Source organism: Pseudomonas sp. SJZ077, from assembly GCF_007993905.1.
GTDB lineage: Bacteria > Pseudomonadota > Gammaproteobacteria > Pseudomonadales > Pseudomonadaceae > Aquipseudomonas > Aquipseudomonas mandelii.
The window spans coordinates 1-18,218 of sequence record NZ_VIUJ01000038.1; the positions used below are offsets into that span (position 1 = coordinate 1).

Annotated in this window: 15 protein-coding genes and 2 pseudogenes; 6 read left to right on the forward strand and 11 right to left on the reverse strand. The window is 54.1% G+C overall.

Annotated features, from left to right (window positions below):
- Both FBY01_RS31165 and FBY01_RS31170 read right to left on the reverse strand, forming a co-directional pair.
- Positions 1-605 (reverse strand): HAD-IC family P-type ATPase (locus tag FBY01_RS31165; RefSeq protein ID WP_145311084.1); only part of this gene is annotated, 605 nt, incomplete at its 3' end.
- 398 nt (positions 606-1,003) lie between these two features.
- Positions 1,004-3,214, reverse strand: coding sequence for an LTA synthase family protein (locus tag FBY01_RS31170; protein ID WP_145311082.1), 2,211 nt, complete (start codon positions 3,212-3,214; stop codon positions 1,004-1,006).
- Between the two features lie 300 nt (positions 3,215-3,514).
- On the opposite strand from FBY01_RS31170, the gene nhaA reads away from it, so the two are divergent.
- A complete protein-coding gene (nhaA, locus tag FBY01_RS31175; protein WP_145311079.1) occupies positions 3,515-4,711 on the forward strand; it encodes a Na+/H+ antiporter NhaA in 1,197 nt (398 codons plus the stop codon).
- Between the two features lie 63 nt (positions 4,712-4,774).
- On the opposite strand, the gene FBY01_RS31180 is transcribed toward nhaA, so the two are convergent.
- From FBY01_RS31180 to FBY01_RS31200, 4 genes are all read right to left on the reverse strand, one after another.
- Positions 4,775-5,626: a universal stress protein gene (locus tag FBY01_RS31180; RefSeq protein WP_145311077.1), complete on the reverse strand. Its 852-nt coding sequence runs from the start codon at positions 5,624-5,626 to the stop codon at positions 4,775-4,777.
- Positions 5,627-5,637: 11 nt separating this feature from the next.
- Positions 5,638-7,125: a SulP family inorganic anion transporter gene (locus tag FBY01_RS31185; protein WP_145311088.1), complete on the reverse strand. Its 1,488-nt coding sequence runs from the start codon at positions 7,123-7,125 to the stop codon at positions 5,638-5,640.
- 649 nt (positions 7,126-7,774) lie between these two features.
- Positions 7,775-8,017, reverse strand: coding sequence for a hypothetical protein (locus FBY01_RS31195; protein ID WP_145311075.1), 243 nt, complete (start codon positions 8,015-8,017; stop codon positions 7,775-7,777).
- 294 nt (positions 8,018-8,311) lie between these two features.
- Complete coding sequence (locus FBY01_RS31200; protein ID WP_145311073.1) at positions 8,312-8,515, reverse strand: DUF2934 domain-containing protein; 204 nt, start codon at positions 8,513-8,515, stop codon at positions 8,312-8,314.
- Between the two features lie 405 nt (positions 8,516-8,920).
- Between FBY01_RS31200 and FBY01_RS31205 the strand changes: the two genes are divergently transcribed.
- The 3 genes from FBY01_RS31205 to FBY01_RS31220 all read left to right on the forward strand — a co-directional run bounded on the left by FBY01_RS31205 (position 8,921) and on the right by FBY01_RS31220 (position 11,015).
- Positions 8,921-9,058: a hypothetical protein gene (locus tag FBY01_RS31205; protein ID WP_178113338.1), complete on the forward strand. Its 138-nt coding sequence runs from the start codon at positions 8,921-8,923 to the stop codon at positions 9,056-9,058.
- 410 nt (positions 9,059-9,468) lie between these two features.
- Complete coding sequence (locus tag FBY01_RS31215; protein ID WP_145311068.1) at positions 9,469-10,041, forward strand: TetR/AcrR family transcriptional regulator; 573 nt, start codon at positions 9,469-9,471, stop codon at positions 10,039-10,041.
- Entirely contained in the window at positions 10,038-11,015 is a 978-nt protein-coding gene (locus FBY01_RS31220; protein WP_145311066.1) for a DMT family transporter, read from the forward strand. Before FBY01_RS31215 ends, FBY01_RS31220 begins: the two co-directional genes overlap by 4 nt.
- A gap of 268 nt (positions 11,016-11,283) precedes the next feature.
- Here the strand turns inward: FBY01_RS31220 and FBY01_RS31225 are convergent, their stop codons facing one another.
- Positions 11,284-12,525, reverse strand: a complete 1,242-nt coding sequence (locus FBY01_RS31225; RefSeq protein ID WP_145311064.1) for a sodium:proton antiporter — start codon at positions 12,523-12,525, stop codon at positions 11,284-11,286.
- A 460-nt stretch (positions 12,526-12,985) separates the two neighbouring features.
- Here FBY01_RS31225 and FBY01_RS31230 point away from each other — a divergent pair, with 460 nt between their 5' ends.
- Positions 12,986-14,866 carry a DUF294 nucleotidyltransferase-like domain-containing protein gene (locus FBY01_RS31230; protein ID WP_145311062.1) on the forward strand — a complete coding sequence of 627 codons (1,881 nt, stop codon included), beginning with the start codon at positions 12,986-12,988 and terminating at the stop codon, positions 14,864-14,866.
- Entirely contained in the window at positions 14,863-15,606 is a 744-nt protein-coding gene (locus tag FBY01_RS31235) for a 3'-5' exonuclease (protein WP_145311060.1), read from the forward strand. The genes FBY01_RS31230 and FBY01_RS31235 overlap by 4 nt, the downstream gene beginning before the upstream one ends.
- A 1-nt stretch (position 15,607) precedes the next feature.
- On the opposite strand, the pseudogene FBY01_RS31240 reads toward FBY01_RS31235, so the two are convergent.
- From FBY01_RS31240 to FBY01_RS32105, 4 genes and pseudogenes are all read right to left on the reverse strand, one after another.
- Positions 15,608-17,123 (reverse strand): annotated as a pseudogene (locus FBY01_RS31240) (IS66 family transposase).
- Between the two features lie 49 nt (positions 17,124-17,172).
- Positions 17,173-17,508 carry an IS66 family insertion sequence element accessory protein TnpB gene (tnpB, locus tag FBY01_RS32100; protein WP_178113336.1) on the reverse strand — a complete coding sequence of 112 codons (336 nt, stop codon included), beginning with the start codon at positions 17,506-17,508 and terminating at the stop codon, positions 17,173-17,175.
- On the reverse strand, positions 17,505-17,822 hold the full coding sequence (locus FBY01_RS31250; RefSeq protein WP_178113334.1) for a transposase: 318 nt from the start codon (positions 17,820-17,822) through the stop codon (positions 17,505-17,507). The genes tnpB and FBY01_RS31250 overlap by 4 nt, the downstream gene beginning before the upstream one ends.
- 228 nt (positions 17,823-18,050) lie before the next feature.
- Positions 18,051-18,218 (reverse strand): annotated as a pseudogene (locus tag FBY01_RS32105) (mechanosensitive ion channel family protein); the annotation flags it as partial.

Consider the following 18,218-nt stretch of genomic DNA (forward strand, 5'->3'; position numbering starts at 1 on the left):
GCTGATTCGAGGCCCACTGGTAGGGTATGTTTCTCTACTGGTACGGATTCACCGGTAAGAATGGCTTCTTGAATCTGTAGTCTGTTCGCATGCAGCAGGCGTAAATCAGCAGGGACTTTGTCTCCCGCCTCCAGCAATACGATATCGCCCGGTACCAGCTCCTCGCCCACAATACTTAAGCGTTGGCCTGCGCGGATCACGGCGGCGTGCGGTGCCAGCATCTGCCGGATAGCGTCCATGGCTTTTTCCGCTTTGCCTTCCTGGACGTAGCCAATGATTGCGTTTGCAATGACCACCGCCAGAATCACCACCGTATCCCACAGATGTTGCAGCATCGCGGTAATCGCAGCGGATCCTAGAAGCACGTAAATCAGAATGTTGTGAAATTGCAGCAGGAATCTGAGCCACGCAGGTCGACGTGCTGCTTCTGGTAGCCTGTTGAAACCAGTGCGGGCAAGCCTGGCTTGAACTTCGGCGGCCTCCAGCCCAACATGCTCATTGACCTCAAGTAGGTTCGTCACCTGCTCTGCAGGCAGGGAGTGCCAGGCCACGGAATGCGGGGGGATTGGTGTTTGCTCGGCTGCTGCGTCGACCACCTGATTCATCAATGATTATCTCCTGTGCGCACAGCTCAACTGAAACGGGCTGAGGTGGTCATGAGCGGGCGTGGCTATATCAGAATGCTGAAAACTCGTTCGTCGTTCTTACATTCTCTCTGCCATCTAGCTGATACGAACTAAAAGACCTATGCAACCAAGCGCTTGATGATTATTGACTTAAATCAAATTGTTGGCAGTCGCTAGTGTGACAAGATATTTTATTGAGAAGCTATTCTCGATCTAAGTTTCTGGTGAATTAGGGTGTCAGTACCCTGATATTATTTTTCAGTAAGTTCGTTCTGCTAAGACTTTTGAAAATCGTTACTGCAATACGTCGATAAATCATTACGTTACAGTCCGCCTATTGGTTGCACTCGACGTCAGAGTGCAACCATACGGGGTACCTAGCTTGATTGAGCACCGCTGTCGACCGGATTCTCATCCAGCACTTCTAGTGCTTCTGGTAACTCGGTAATCACGCTGAAGTCGCTCACCTCAACGGCACCCAATCCATAGCCCAACAAGTGGAACGAAAACGCCTTACGCGACTGCGGATTGTCAAAACTAAAGTCCATCTCCAGTGGCTGGTCTGCAGTGACAACCATTTCGGCTGGCAGGCCCAGTTGGACATCCTGTTCCAGCTCCTTGGCCTTGAGCAGTATGTAGGCGTTCTGTTGTGGATCTACCGAGCGCACGGTCAGGCGAACGCGAGTGTGCGAGCCCTTAGGCATTTCCAGGTACTGAGCACCGATAAGGTTGTCGGCCCAGTCATCCTTGATCTGCGCTTGAAGCGGGATGATGGCGGGGCTGCCGAACTGGTAGTGCTGGTTCAACGGTGTCCGGAGCAGCGAATGATCCAGCGCCGTCGCTCTGGCTACGATTTGGCGGGCACGCAGGCCCCCATACTGCCCTGTCAAGGTTGCACGCTCGGCAATGAAGCCGGCGCTGGCGTAATACCGACAGCGCTGTTGAAAGTCACACTCGGTCAAGGTGCCTTGGCCATCGTGATAGCGCAGCTTGTCGTTGGTGAATGACATGATTTCGCGGCCCGTTTCATAATCACGAAACAGGGAACGACCGCTCAAGGCTGAGGGGACAGGTAAGGCGAAGTAGTCGAGTATCGAGGCACTCAGATCGACATGCCCGTAGACGCCAGACTTCACCCTGGGCAACTGATCCTGCTCGGGCGCTAGCATCAGGTTGAAGCCCCATGAGGAAGCCAGGCGCACACCATCTATGCCGTGGGACTCGTCCGAGGTGATTACCACCAGGGTGTCTTTCAAGATGCCCTGACGTTCCAGGCCGCTGAGGAATTGCCCAAGGGCATCATCCAGATACCCGACGGCGGCTTGCTTGGGGGTGTCATAGCGCTGCAGGTAGTCTTCAGGAGCCGAATAGGGCTGGTGGGTGCCAACGGTCAGCAGGGTCAGCATCCACGGCTTCTTCTGCTTTTTCAGCTGACCGACATAGTCCAGCGCCCCTTCGAAGAACGCCTTGTCATCTTTGCCCCAAGGAAACTCCAGATAGTTACTGTTAGTGAACCATTCCAAGCCATGGGTAGCATCGAAGCCGATGTGCGGCATGATCTTGTCTTTGGCCATGAAGCGCAGGCCTGCACCCTGGAGGTAGTGCGTGGCAAACCCGTTTTTTCGCAACTGGGCCGGCAGGCACGCGTGGTTGCGTTCGTTCTGGGTCAACATTTCGACGCCTTTGGGCGTGCCGTTATCCAGCTTGTCGTAATCGCCGCAGAGCATGGCGTACAGACCGCGAATGGTTTGGTGGCTGTGCAGCACATAGTCCGGTGTGTTCATGCCGCGTTCTGCCCAGCGACTGAGATTGGGCATGAGGTTTTCTTGATAGCTGCTGTGCAGGGCTTGGCGGTTGACGCCGACGTAAGCGCCAGGAATACCTTCCAGCGCGATGATCAACACATTGCGCGCACGCCCCGGTGCCGCGAGCAATTTCTGTCCGTCCAAATCGAGTTGAGTGAGCCCCGCCATTTGCGGTGGGACATCGACAACATCACCTTCCAACCACTCTTCTGCGCTTGCCTGAACATCGCCAACGCTCGCGGCCATCAACTGATGCGGGAGGTTGAACAAGCGCCACTGGTCTTCCTCTGAGGGGTACAGGTGCTGAGCGCCCCAATGGGCGATCAATAGCAGTAGCGGTGCTCCCCACGCGCTTCGCGGCAAGCCTGGAGCGGCAGTGGAACGTCCCAGATACTGCGTGATCAGCCAAATCATCAGTCCAAGAAACAGAGTGGCGGCTAGCCAAGGCTGGGCGAGACCACCACCGGTAGAGTTTTCCAAAAACTGAGGGTCGATCAGGTAGTGCAGGTCTGAGGAGTTTGGAAGTCTACCGACCGCGCTGACCAATTCGGCAGTCGCCAGTGTCATAACCCCCCATGCCAGCAGCACTGGAAGTGCTAACCACCAAGGACGGCGATGCAGGAGTACGATGAGCAGGCTCGCAATTCCCAGATCTGAAAGGTAGCCGAGTGGATTCGACCAACCCAGTGCCGCACGCATGCACACAGGCACGATCAGAACCAATCCAATCAAAGCGGTGAGGCGTGCGTAGGGTTGTCGTAACCAGTGACGGATAACATTCACGAAAAAACCTTCCAGACATTAAATCTTCATACGAGTGTGCTGGATGGTATCAAGCGATGGGAAGACTGATCGGGATATTCGAAAAGGGCACGGGGTATGGAGCCGATGGGCGGCATGTATATTGTTTCGCATGCCAATAGGTTCTGGTCTAAAACCCCCATTCCAGAGTAATGAATGAACAGCATTAATGCCCGGTTATGGCCTTGTACATTAACTGTTTCAGGCTGTTTAACGCCGCCGCCGCCACTCGTGTAGGCCAGATGTTAATCTATTACCTTTTAAGTGATCCCAAGGACGTTGATGACCAAGCACCAAGCTAAAGCCGAAACCCCTAGAGCAGCAGCGATTCTGGCTCGCTTCCTGTCGTCGGAATCCGCTGGCGGTCTCGTGTTGATGGGCGCAGCCCTGGCCGCTCTGATTGTTGCTAACTCGCCTCTATCCCAGAGTTATTTTGCAGCCTTACACAGCGTTTGGATGGGCATGTCTGTAGAGCATTGGGTGAATGATGGCCTGATGGCGATCTTCTTCCTGATGGTCGGTCTCGAAATCAAACGAGAGGTGCTGGCCGGTGGGCTTTCCACTTGGGGACAGCGCGCCTTACCTGGATTTGGTGCTTTGGGCGGCATGGTTGTTCCAGCGCTGATCTACATCGCAATAAACTGGGGTAATCCTGAGACCTTGGGGGGATGGGCGATCCCGGCTGCTACTGACATCGCATTCGCTTTAGGTGTTTTGTCGTTACTGGGTAAGCGAGTTCCGACTTCGCTGAAAGTGTTTCTGGCTGCCTTAGCGATAATTGACGATCTGGGCGCGGTGGTGATCATCGCCTTTTTCTATACGTCGGGCCTTTCCATGCCGATGTTACTGGCCTCGCTCGCTACCCTGGTCATTCTGATCGCAATGAATCGATTGGGCGTAAGGCGATTGTTCCCGTATCTCCTGGTCGGTGGTGTGCTGTGGTTCTTCGTGCTGCAATCGGGTGTCCATGCCACGCTGGCCGGTGTCGCTGTGGCGCTGTGCATCCCCATGGGCAAGCCAGAAGAGGAAGCCCGATCTCCGCTGCTTTTCCTGGAAGAGAAGCTGCACATGTGGGTAGCTTTCGCTGTGGTGCCGATTTTTGGCTTCGCCAACGCGGGTGTTTCACTGGCTGGTATTTCGATGGAGAACCTGGTCGATCCGGTTCCACTGGGTGTCGCTCTGGGGCTGTTGGTGGGCAAGCAGGTCGGTATTTTCCTATTGGCTGCTCTGGCCATTCGCATGGGCTTGGCCAAGTTGCCGGAAGGAAGTACCTGGGTACAGCTCTACGGCGTAGCACTGTTATGCGGCATTGGCTTCACTATGAGCCTATTCATTGGCAACCTGGCGTTCGTCGGATCAGCTCTTTTGATCGATGAAGTCAAAGTCGGAGTGTTGATCGGTTCGATTCTGGCTGCAATTGGTGGTGTTCTGGTGCTGCGCCGCAGCAGCGTTTTAGCAAGTGCTGCCATAGCCAAATAATCTCGCTTGAGATAACCACAGTATTTCTCGAAGCATAGAAATACTGTGGTTTAGAAACCTGCGTTAGCGAAGCAACAAGACAGGCATGTTGGCTGTTCGAAGCATCGTCGTAGTCGTGCTACCCACCAGGAACTGTCGGATGCGTGAGTGCCCATAGGCGCCCATGACCAGCAGATCAATTCCGTGCTCTGCTTGATAAACGTGCAGGGCCGCCTCCACCTCACCTTGTCGTATTTCAGCTTGGACTACGAAGCCTGAAGAAAGGAGCATGCCTCGTGCTTTCTCCAGCGCCTCTCGATTGCTTTCCGAGTCTGCACCGACCATAACAAGATGAATGGGTAAACCTTCGCAAAGCCGGCTGGCGGCGAGCATTTGGACGGTTTTGTAGGCCGTAGGGCTGCCGTCAAATGCGAGCATCACTTTTTCGGGCTTTTTATAGCAGTTGGCTGTGATCAAGATGGGCCGGCGAATTGTCCGCACGACAGCTTCTATCTGGCTACCAAGGGTGCGCGTACTGCGTGTGCTGTCTTCTCCCACTCTTCCGATCACCAATAGCCGAATATCCTCCTGAAGGTCGCTCAGACTTTCCACTAAGTGGCCGTGGCGCTGCTTCAACTCAGGAAAGCCAGCACCTGAGATGACAGTTCGCTCCCTGGATGCTTCAAGCATATGCTGTCCCTGCTCGAGAGCGATTCTGGCACGCTGGGCATCCAACGTAGCCAGTTCCTCCAGCAGATGCTCTCGACTTCCGAGGCCAATATTTCCACTCAGGTCAGCTGCTGCCGGGTATTTCTCTTCATCCAAGACATGTAGCAAAGTAAGGGGCGCATCTAATTGTTGTGACGCCCATGCTGCGTAGTCGCAGACCGCCAGTGAGAACTTTGAGTTATCAATGCATGCCATTACGTGAGTCATTGTTGATCTCCTTAGTGGCTCATGAGCTTGTCGATGGCGTCAGGTTTGTCATGCACGCCAAAGCGGTCAACGATAGTGGCGCTGGCTTCATTCAGGCCCAGCACCTCAACCTCAGCACCCTCGCGACGGAATTTGATGACCACTTTGTCCAGCGCTGCGACGGCAGTGATATCCCAAAAATGGGCTTGGGTCAGGTCGATGGTGATTTTGTTAAGCGCTTCCTTGAAGTCAAAAACGTCGGTGAATTTGTCTGCTGAGCTGAAGAACACTTGGCCAACAACGCGATAAGTACGATGCGACCCCGACTCTTCGAGACTGCTTTTGATATCTAGGTAATGTCCGACCTTGTTCGCAAAGAACAGCGATGCCAGCAGTACGCCCACCAGTACACCGTAGGCTAGGTTATGCGTTGCGACGACCACCACAACAGTCGCAACCATGACGATGTTGGTCGACAGTGGGTGCTCTTTGAGATTGCGCAGGGAATCCCAGCTGAAGGTGCCGATGGACACCATGATCATTACGGCAACCAGTGCTGCCATAGGGATTTTGGACAGCCACTCACCTAGAAAGACGATGAGTAGTAGCAAAAAGACGCCGGCACAAAGTGTAGACAGCCGGGTACGGCCACCCGATTTTACGTTGATGATTGACTGGCCGATCATGGCACAGCCCGCCATACCGCCAAGCATGCCAGCAATGATGTTGGAGATGCCTTGCCCCTTACATTCGCGGTTTTTGTTGCTGGTGGTATCGGTCAGATCATCGACAATGGTTGCGGTCATCATGGACTCGAGTAGGCCTACAACTGCCAGTGCTGCTGAGTACGGGAAGATGATGCGCAGGGTTTCAAAGTTCAGCGGGACTTCAGGCCACAGGAAAATCGGCAGCGTATCCGGAAGTTGGCCCATGTCACCCACGGTTCGGATATCCAAACCGAGGTAAATGGCGACGGCAGTCAGCGTCAGGATGCACACCAGGGGCGAGGGGATCAGCTTGCCGATTTTCGGTACATACGGAAACAGGTAGATGATTCCGAGGCCCGCTGCGGTCATGGCGTAGACGTGCCAGGTGACATTGGTGAGCTCAGGCAACTGCGCCATGAAAATCAGAATCGCCAGTGCATTCACAAAGCCTGTGACCACCGACCGCGAAACAAAGCGCATCAATGAGCCTAGCTTCATGTAGCCAGCGAGTATTTGGAGAACCCCACAGAGTAAGGTGGCTGCCAGCAGATACTGAAGCCCGTGCTCTTTAACCAGAGTGACCATGAGTAGCGCCATGGCGCCGGTAGCTGCCGAGATCATGCCGGGGCGACCGCCGACGAAGGCAATGACAGCACAAATACAGAAGGAAGCGTAGAGACCGACCTTGGGATCGACACCGGCAATGATAGAGAATGCAATGGCTTCTGGGATCAGGGCCAGAGCGACTACGAGACCCGCGAGCACGTCTCCACGGACGTTGGAAAACCACGTTTGTTTGAGTGATTGCAGCATCAGGATATCCAAGGCAATGCACCGCACGCACACCAGGCGAATAGCGAGCGCATCGATACGAATTCAAATTGTGAGGATTATTTTGCTGTGCGCTTTGGGTGTAAGAACCGGCATACAGCAGAACGCAGCCGCGAGCGAAACTGGCGGAAGCGAGGTGTTGCGAGGGGGCGTAGCGCTAAGGCGGCGTGGGCTGCCAGAAGATCGTTTGGAGTACAGTCATGCTGGTGTTCCAGTAGCTCAAGGGGTCAGGCTGAGCGGGAAGTATACAGTCAAGCTATCGTCGATTGCGACCCGCCACCTCACTTTGGGCGGATTGCTTTGAGAAAGGTCTTTTGGCAATATCACTCGCCTGCGCTTCTTTTGTCAGTTCTCCATCCCTCTCTGTTGGGAACTGCGTAGTTGAGAAGCGCAGGTAAAAACCCGGCCAAGTGCCGGGTTTTTTATTTTTCTGGTCAAATTGTGATCAGTGTGGGGCGGAGTGGAGCCTCCACACATCAGGCAAATGTGGCTGTAGAGCAGGATCGTAAAAGCCCGCACGGAGGCGGGCTGCTTTTTTCACAAAGGGGCGCCGATCCATCAACTGAGGTCATTGTAGATGGAGTATTCCGACGCGCAAGTCGGAAGCGGATAGCACAGCGCTCGGCCATGTTCAATCCTCAGGATCTTTCTCTTCCTCAGGCGTCCATCTGGCTATTAGGTCAACCAACAATTCAGCAATGGCATCATTGTTATCCTCCAGCACCCTCATCTGCGTATTTATTCGGCTGGATACGACTCTGGAACCTTGCTGATCGATCCACGTACTTATCTCTTCAATTGCACACTTGAGGGCTGTGATGTTTTGGTTTAGGCGGCTAAGCAGTGCAGGGGTCGGGTCGTCAGGCAGAGACATAGCTTTCCTCCATAGAGAGTAAAGCATAGTCGAAGAAGCTGATGAGACGAAAAGCCTCAAGGATGCTGAGCTCAGCTTATTCAACACTATTGAAATATTATGTTATCAACTGCGTACCTAATATCGCCTGGATAGATCGGTAAGTGCGTTTATCAGCCTCATAGAGAAGCGATCTTCTGGAGATTGAAAGCCCCAAGGGCTATAGAGATAAGTGTTCTGTCACGGCGATAGCGCGCATTCGACGGTGCGCGCTATCGATAGGTATCAGCTTCAACTGAAGATTTAACGTACATATTATTTCGATTTCCGGCGCCGGCTGGAGTCAGCTTGAGACGAGTCAGCTTCTCTCCCTTGCGTTGCGCCAGAGGTTGACCTGTCAAAATCCTCTTCGCCGACTGATTTTTCAGCAGTGAACCAGTGTTCCAAGTCTTGTCCTTGCGGCTTCCCATCTTTTTCCCAAAGCCGATATGCAGCTTCTCGAATTTTTTGCTCATCCATCTTTGAATTCCTCCCATTTGTCACTGAGTGAGATTGGGCGAAGCGGGAGAAGCGGTATCGCCTCCCGATCCGTCTTGCAGGGTAAGGGTAGTCGTCATAACAAGCTCCGCCATCCCTTTGATCGGATAGCTTTCGACCGCATCTGGGCCAATGCAGGTACTGCTGAAGAGCGAGGGCAACGAGCCAGGAGCGTTGCCGTTTTTCGCTAGTGCTTAGGCAGGATCCTGATCGAGTCCGAGCTCCTGCTCCCAGTTCATGCAGGTAAAATTTTCCTCTACTCGGCGGTTCATGACTAGCGTTCTAGGCAGGCCGTTAACTCATCGAAATCTTCCAGGTCGAAGTGACTAGAGTTTTCGTAAGTGCGCCGAGGACGTGATCATTTCCCATTCGGCGACAGAACGGTTTGTGAACGAATGCCTGAAACCTGGAGCGACGGTCTACAGCGTTGCCATCAGCCACGGCATCAATGCCAACGTCATCCGCAAATGGTTGCCGATTACCGAAATCAACCACCCGCAGCACTGCCCGCATTCGTGGCTCTGAAAACCACGCCCAAGCGGGCCACGGAAGACATGGCTGTCATTTCGCTATCGCGGGGCGATAAATCCATCACGGTGAAATGGCCAACCTCCGACCCGGATGGCTGTGCGCGTTTTATCCGTGAGGTTGCTCAATGATTCGCATTGACGCTTTCTGGCTCGCCACTGAGTCCATGGTATGCGCGCCGGTACAGAGACCGCGTTGGCCAGAGTGATTGCGGTGTTCGGTGCGGCGAAGCCTTACTGTGCTTATCTAGCGTAGCGAACTTTCTGATTGGCCAAATCCTACGATTTACTGCCGCGTCGGCATGCTGCCGCCTGTGTCGTAGCGGCCATGATTCAGGTCGTATTTGGATGCACTCCAATCTTACCGGTCAGTATAGTCGGCTCCATCCCTATGCCGGAGTGCCTTAAATGGACAATACCCGTGAGCGCTTGATTGACTCAGCGCTTAAGCTGTTTCTGTCACAAGGTATATACATTACTGGTGTGATGACCATCGCCGCGATGGCGGGTGTTACCAAGATGACGCTATACAGCCATTTTCCCTCCAAGGATGCGCTGATAGTGGCTTGCCTTGAGGAGCGTGACCGACGCTGGCGTGAAGAGGTAGCGCGCACCTTGGCAGGGAATCCTGACCCGGTCAGTGGCATGCTCGCTTTTTTCGATTTGTATCAACGATTTCTTTTACAAGACAGCGAACGCGGGTGCCTGTTCGTCAACAGTGCGGCTGAATTCCCCCATTTTAGCCACCCTGTACATTTAGCAGTGAGCAGGCATAAGCAAGGGATACGCGACAATCTTAATGCCTTGGCGATGAGCGCCGGCATAAGCGCCCCTGACGTAGTTGCTGAGGGGCTGTTCATCTTGCTGGAGGGCAGTTTTGTCAGCGGCGCAATGGGCCAGGAAGTTCGGGTATTCGACACTGCCCGGCAAATAGCTGATTGCTGGATCCGGAAGCAGTGTCAGCAGGGGCAGAGCGTATGACCCTAGGTTTATTAGCTGCCATTGCAGCCACTTTTTCCTGGTCGCTGCTCTACATCTTTCCGGGGCTGGTCGGCGATTACAGCCTTTTTGATCTGGCTGTGGTGAGCTATGCCTTTGCCGGTTTAGGTAGCCTGCTAGTGCTATTTGTTTACCGTAACGAAGTGCGGCAATTGCGACTGAGCGACTGGGCCTGCGCCGCACTGCTGGGCTTCTTGGGATACATCGGTTATTTCTTTCTGATTACCACTGCGGTCTTGGCAGCTGGGCCGGTGATCCCTCCGGTGATGATGGGGTCGGTACCGATCGTGCTCGCGATTGCCGGCAACATGCGAAGCTCCAGCGTGCCGTGGCGCGCCATTGCCGGGCCGCTGGGGGTGGCGGCCTTGGGCATAGGTTTGGTCAATCTGAGCGTGTTTGATTTTAGCCGTGCGACTTCAGTGCTTCCGACAGCTTCGATACTGCTTGGGCTGCTCGCATCGTTGTTTGCAATCGGATTTTGGACTGGTTTTGGCCTATTAAATGAAAGTGCTTTGGCTCGACGCCCAAGCATGTCCCCCATGTTGTGGTCAGCCATGCTGATCTTCATGTGCAGCGTCGAAATGCTGGCCTTTATCCCAGTTGGGCTGTACTTGAAACTGTCCCACTTCGCTAGCCATCCGAGCGGGTTAACAGGTACTCAGGCGCTAATAGTCTGTGGGTTAATTCAGGGGTTAGGGGCCACCCTTGCAGGTGCCTGGGCGTGGTCAGTCGCAACTCGGCGTCTACCTCTGGCTCTAAGCGGGCAATTGATCGCCAGCGGAACCATTTATGCAACTACGATGGGCCTGCTCATCAACCAACGCTGGCCCTCTCCTATGGAAGCGCTTGGAACTGGGTTGCTATTCGTAGGGGTTGTTTGGGCTATTCACGCCTTTTATCGCAGGCAAACACGCCTCGAGACGCATGGCGGGATAACTGACCTTAGCCAAAACTAATGCGACTGTCCTGGTATGGGCATTTCAGGTTTCCACTTTGGATTGATGCGGCATCATTGGCCTAAGTGCTTGGGTCGGGAAGTTGTGTTAGGTGGTCGGTTCATATCTGGACATGTTTGTGCGACGGCAATTTTCATCCTGGCCGGAAGGTGTGTTCGCCATCTTCTTACGGGCTATCGGCTCCTCGAGCATTATAAGCCTGCCTGCGATATCCCGTTAGATAGCTATCGCCGTATTATTTCTTTTTATCGCAATGTTGTATTAACTACTATCTGCCCGCGCAGGGCATGACCTTCCTGACCAGTTTCCCAATGGTCATACCTTGGATCAAAATAGAGAACACTACGATTATGTAGGTTAGGGAAACAACTGTATCGCGTGCCTCGCTCGGCGGAAGCGATAAAGCGAGGGCCACTGAAATTCCTCCTCGTAGGCCACCCCAGGTCATTACGCTCCAAGCACCTTTAGGAAGCCGAAAGCGTTTACCCAAGACAGCGATAGGAACACCGACCGTCAGCAATCGCGATAGCAACGTTAAAGCCACGACCATCAATCCAGTGGCGATAAGAGCATTTGAAAAATGTATCAGAACCACTTCTAGGCCGATCAGGACAAATAAGACTGCATTAAGGATTTCGTCCATCAATTCCCAAAACATGTCGAGATTTTTCTTGGTCTGTTCAGACATTGCATAGGAACGGCCATGATTGCCAATAATCAGCCCCATTACTACCGTAGCAATGGGGCCGGAAACATGTAGATGCGTTGCGAGGGCATAGGCGCCGAGCACAGCGGCCAAGGTGATGAGGACTTCCTCTTGATAGCTGTCGATACTTTTGAGCATCCGGTAGATGACGTACCCGACGACTGCGCCTAGAAGAGCGCCGCCGCCTGCCTCTTTCAACAGTAACTGCGCGGCTCCCGCAACCGATGGGCCTTCACCGCTGGCGATCATAGCCAAAATGAGAGAAAACAGGACTACGCTGACTCCATCGTTGAATAGAGATTCCCCCGAAATAACCAGTTCAACGCTACCGGGAGCACCAGCAGACTTCAAAATGCCCATCACAGCGATAGGATCGGTTGGCGAGATCAGAGCACCGAACACCAGACAGTAGACGAGCGGCATACCGAGATCTGTCAAAGACAATAACGCCCATAGACCGAAACCGATAAATAGCGTCGACAGGGTTGTGCCTATTGCGGCGAGGGACGCTACCTGCCATCTGTAGATACGTAACTGCGACAAGTCGACGTGCAAGGCCCCAGCGAATAGCAGTAACGACAACATGCCTTGCATAAGCAATTCGGAGAAATCTATGGATTCCACCAGCGATTGCTCAAGCGTGTGCAAGGCATGGAAGCCAAGGCTATCAGCGGCCATATTCAGTAGCGATATGCCAAGTGCGATACCCATGACGCCAATGGTGGAAGGAAGTCCCACGTAACGTCGGTTAACGTAGGCAAGTAGGGCTGTGACACTTAGAAATATCGCAATAATGTCTAGCATTCAACGGTTAGCTCCGGGGTTTGTGCGATAGTTAATGATAAGGATGCGCTCTGCGGCGAGGCCCGCCATTCAGTTTGAAAGCAATAATGCCTGAGAGTGCAACATTTGCCGGTTGGTCGCGCTGCCCTGACGGTAGCTTGGACACCATCGGCGCATCAGTATCACAACCAAAGATATGGCCCATGCCATTTGTGTGTGGCGGCAGAGGAGGGGGGGCATGCGCGATACGCTGAGTCATTCGACTGCTAACCACGATGGTTACAGAACTTTCACTCAAATCGACAGCCCACTGTTAAGAGCGGATGGATGCCGTATTTTGCGAAGGCCGCTGCCGCCCACTCGGCTTGAATTGCCTTAATCTTATAATCCGATAGAAAGTATCTGATAGGCTTTTGGGGCGAGCAGCAAATTTCAACATACGCCTTTTGGCGATTTTTTCCTTCCAGCATACCGAGGTTCCATGCAAGCCGAGATGCAGGAGATCAGCGACCATCTCTATCGTTTTTCCCCGTTTGATCAACTGCCCAGGGAGTCGGTAGATGCTATGGCTCGGCGAGTTGATGTGCGTTACTTCAAGGCCGGTAGCGACATCCTGGAAGCGGGTGCCGTTATCCAGGATTTGCACTATGTGCGCAGCGGCGCAGTGGAGATTTATCGACGCAGCGGCGAGCTTTACAACCGGCTTGTCGAAGGCGATATCTTTGGCCAGGCAGGGCTCTTGCGCAGCAACAAAGTTCGTTTTCCTGCGAGAGCACTTGAAGACAGTCTGATTTACTACATCCCCGCCGACGTATTCGCCGATCTGTGCGCACAGCATGACGCCTTTGCGGATTTCGTTGAAGCTGAAGGGCACTCCAGGCTCAAGTCCGCAGTCGAGGCGCAGGGGCGGGCGAGCGAACTGATCCAGCTCAAATGCCGAGCCTTGCTATCACGCTCCTTGGTGTGGGTGACGTCAGATACTACTGTTGGCGAGGCTGCAAGGCTGATGACTGAGCAACGCGTTGCTTGTGTCGTGGTCATGTCGCCATCGGGACTGCAGGCAGGAGAGACCCAGGGGATCGTGACCGACAGAGATCTTCGCACCCGGGTCGTCGCTGCCGGAAAGAACGCCGACAAAACGCTCATCAGCGACATCATGACGACAGATCCTGTCGCCATAAATGCTGATGACTCAGGTTTTGAAGCGATGCTAGTCATGCTGCGCCGCAACATCCATCACTTGCCCGTTCTCAATCATGGGCGCCCGATTGGCGTAATCAACCTCTCAGATATTATTCGGTACGAATCCCATAGTAGCCTGTACCTGGTCAACAGAATATCTAACCAGACGTCGGTCGACGGTCTAAAGTCGTTATTACGAGACCTACGTGGAACGTACATCCGGATGGTGAGGGATGGCGCGACCGCGCACATGATCGGTAGCGCTATCTCAGGTATCGGCAGAGCTTTCACGCAGCGTCTGCTGGAACTTGCAGAAGAAAAACTGGGCCCACCTCCGGTACCTTACTGCTTCATGGTTCTAGGCTCCATGGCACGGGATGAGCAACTCCTGGTCAGCGATCAAGATAACGCCTTAGTGCTGGATGATCGATTCGATCCCTCCTCGCATGATGCGTATTTCCTTAGCCTCGCATCGTTTGTAAGCGATGGCCTCGCCGCGTGTGGGTACAGCTACTGTAAGGGCGGAGTCATGGCGACCAACGATCAGTGGCGCCAACCTTTGAGGGTTTGGCGGGGCTATTTTGATCAGTGGATCGAAAAATCAAACCCGACAACTTTGCTAAATAGCTGCATCTTTTTCGATTTGGATGGCGTATTCGGCCAGCTCTCGCTAGTGCAAGAACTCAAAGTTCAATGCGCTCGCAAATCCAGTTCCCACCCCGGATTTCTCAGTGCCATGGCGAGGATTGCACTGAACCGGACACCGCCCCTAGGATTTTTTCGTACCTTTGTCGTCGAAACAGATGGACAACAGAAAAGAATCATCAATCTTAAAGGTCGCGGTACGGCACCACTCACCGACCTTATTCGCATCCATGCTCTCGCTTGCGGCAGTACTGCGCAGAACTCGTTTGACCGTATCGATGCAATCGCTAGCGCTAACATCATGCCGCCCGAAGCATTGAAGCACCTGCGCTATGCTCTTGAGTTACTCTCTATGGTGAGGATCCGGCATCAGGTAGAGGCGCTGGAGCAGGGAGACACGCCCAATAACTATATCGAGCCTGAGCGCTTCTCTAACAGCGAGCGGCACAATCTCAAAGAGGCCTTTAAGGTGTTGAGTAACGGCCAAAATTTCCTGCAATTCCGCTACCCGCCAAAGAGTCGTGTCTCAAAGTGAATGATGTCAAGGCGGAGCCAGATTATCCGGGAAACTGGCCAGAAGTGTTCCGGGAGTTGGCGCAGAAGTCGACTAATTCTTACTTGCGGAAGTTTTATCAGGTGGGTGTCGTCTCACCACACACTCCGATAGAAAACGTCCAGTTTCTTGCTATGGACATAGAGACAACTGGGCTCAATGCACAGATTCATAGTATTGTTAGCATTGGTTTGGTGCCGTTCACCTTAAAGCGCATCTATTGCAGCAAGGCGGCGTATTGGGTGCTAAACCCATCATCAGAACTGAGTGAAAAGTCAGTCACATTCCACCACATTACCCATGCTGAAATATTGAATGCCCCCTCGCTTCCGGAAGTGCTGGAGCCACTTCTGGAGGCCATGGCAGGTAAAGTGATAGCCGTCCATTATCGAAATATCGAGCGCGAGTTCCTTGATGCAGCACTGCATAGGCACTTTGGAGAAGGGCTGAGGTTTCCGGTCGTAGACACAATGCAATTGGAAGCTAGGATGCATCGGCAAAAGCAAGGGTGGATTGCCAAGCTCATGCGCCGCCCACAGACATCCATACGATTGGCCGACAGCCGCATGCGCTATAACCTTCCAGCTTATCAAGGGCATCATGCGTTAACCGATGCCCTCGCTACCGCTGAGCTGCTACAAGCGCAGATAGCTACTCATTATTCATCAGCCTCACCTATTGGCGCGCTATGGGTAAGCGTATGGGGAATACGCCTTGCGTAGATCAGCCAGGCATCCATTGATGCGGCAGTAGATGCTCGATCTCACTGGCTTTCTGCGTCGGCAATCGCGTCAGTACATCCTTGAGATACGCGTACGGATCATGCCCGTTCATGCGTGCCGACTGGATCAAACTCATGATCGCTGCCGCTCGTTTGCCACTGCGCAGAGACCCGGCGAACAACCAATTGGAGCGCCCAAGCGCCCATGGCCTGATCGTGTTCTCCACCGGGTTGTTGTCGATGGGCACGGCACCATCTTCTAGGTAGCGCGTCAGCGCTACCCAGCGTTTCAAGCTGTAATCCAGAGCCTTGGCCGTGGCCGCCCCCTCAGGCACGAGGTCGCGCTGAGCCAGCATCCACTCATGTAACTTCTGTGCGATGGGCACCGCTATTTCTTGGCGTAATCGCCATCGTTCTTCATCACTCATGTCTTTGGCCTGCCGTTCAACTTCGTACAACCCACCGATTGAGTGCAGCGCTTGCTCGGCCAACTGGCTTTTGTTCGCCACATGCAGGTCGAAGAACTTACGGCGGGCATGCGCCATGCAGCCGATTTCGGTGATGCCCAGCTCGAAGCTGGCCTTGTAACCCGCGAAGTCATCACAGACCAGCTTGCCGTTCCACGTGCCAAGGAAGTTCCGTGCATGTTCGCCAGCACGGCTGGGGCTGAAGTCGTAGACAACAGCCTTCAGTGCCGAGAACGGCGTCGTGCAATAAGCCCAGACATAAGCTCGGTGCGTTTTCTTCTCGCCGGGCGCAAGCATCTGCACCGGCGTTTCATCGGCATGCACGACTCGCTGAGCCAGCACCGTTTCGCGCAGTGCATCCACCAGCGGTTGTAGCTGTACACCAGTTTGGCCCACCCACTGAGCCAGCGTTGAACGCGGGATCGCCAGGCCTGCACGGCCAAAGATCTTTTCTTGCCGGTACAGCGGCAGATGATCAGCGAATTTGGCCACCATCACATGCGCCAGCAGGCCTGCGGTCGGGATGCCCTTGTCGATCACCTGAGCCGGCACCGGTGCTTGGGTCAGTGTTTCGCACTGGCGGCAGGCCCACTTGCCACGTACATGCTGCTCAACGGTAAACACGCCCGGCGTGTAATCCAGCTTCTCGCTGATGTCTTCGCCGATGCGCTGAAGCTGGCACCCGCAGACACACTGGGTGTTCTCTGGCTCGTGACGAATGACGGTACGTGGGAACTGCGGCGGCAGCGGCGCGCGCTTGGGCTTTTGGCGGGTTTCGTCCGACGTTGGGGCGGGACGAAGCGCGTTTAGTTCTGCCTCGATAGCCTCAAGGTCGGTGTTGAGTAGGTCATCCAGCAAGCTGCCTTGCGCCGGACTGATCTGCTCGCTGCGCTTGGCGAACTTGTGGCGCTTGAGGATGGCAATCTCGTGGGAGAGCTGCTCGATGATCGTCTCGTCACGATTGATTTTTCGGCCCATGGTGTCGACCTTCGACAGCAACTGCGCGCAGTTGTTCGGGTGTCATTTGGTCGAGATTGGGAGATGAAGTCATGCCGTGGATTTTACCAGCGCGATCCACCTGCCACAGCTGAAAAGCAAGGCTAAATCACTGTGATTGCGCCGTTAACGCCAACTCGCTGCCATGGCAAACCGAGCACCAGCGCTTGAAGTTGTTCAGCGTCGAGCCCGACTTCCAAACCGCGATGAGTGCCAGGCCAGTGAAACTTGCCTTGGTTCAAACGCCGTGCGGCAAGCCAGATGCCCAAGCCATCGTGCACCAGCACCTTCATCCGGTTGGCCCGGCGGTTGGCGAACAGATAAGCGCAGTGCGGCTTCGCCGCACCGAACACGGCGACCACGCGGGCCAACGCAGTTTCGGTGCCGGCGCGCATGTCCATGGGCTCAGTGGCGAGCCAGATGGCGTCGATGCGTATCATTGCGAGAGGCTGCGGATAAAACGTGCGCAGCCGTCCGGGTCGGTGATGGGCCATTTGACCGTGATGGATTTGTCGCCCAGCGGCAGTGCGATCACCACCGCTTCATCAGCGTGCCGTTTAGGCATCGGTTGCAGCGGTACAAACGCGGGAAGTGGCGCGACAGGTTTATCACGGTAAATCGGCAGCCACTTGCGAATCACGTTGGCATTGATGCCGTGGCTGATGGCGACGCTGGAAACTGAGGCACCGGGTTTCAGGCATTCCTGCACAACCTGGGCCTTGAAGGGTTTGGGATAGGAGCTTCGTTGGCGCATGGAAATCCTGGCGATAAGGGTGATCGCGTCCGCTTAAAAATAGGCGGACACCATCGCCCTTAATTCCGGATTTCTGAAGGTGTGTTCGCTGGCCGCTTACCGCTATGGAACTGATTGCCCTGCACCGGGAGCGGGTTCGCCCGAGAATCCATGGATGGGAAGCTCCTCAAGAGCCTCGATAGTTTGTCAGAAGATATCCATGGTTCTAGGTGTGCGCTGAGCATGCGTTTATATCGAGTGCTCTGAACTCCTCACAGCCACGTCTTTATTACGAGCCACAGGCACCTCGTCACCGGAAATAGATGCAACGTAAACGGTTCGTGATGGGAACGCAAAGCTGACACCTATCTCGTTAAATGCGTCCATTATTGCTAAATTTATGTCTTGCTGAATATC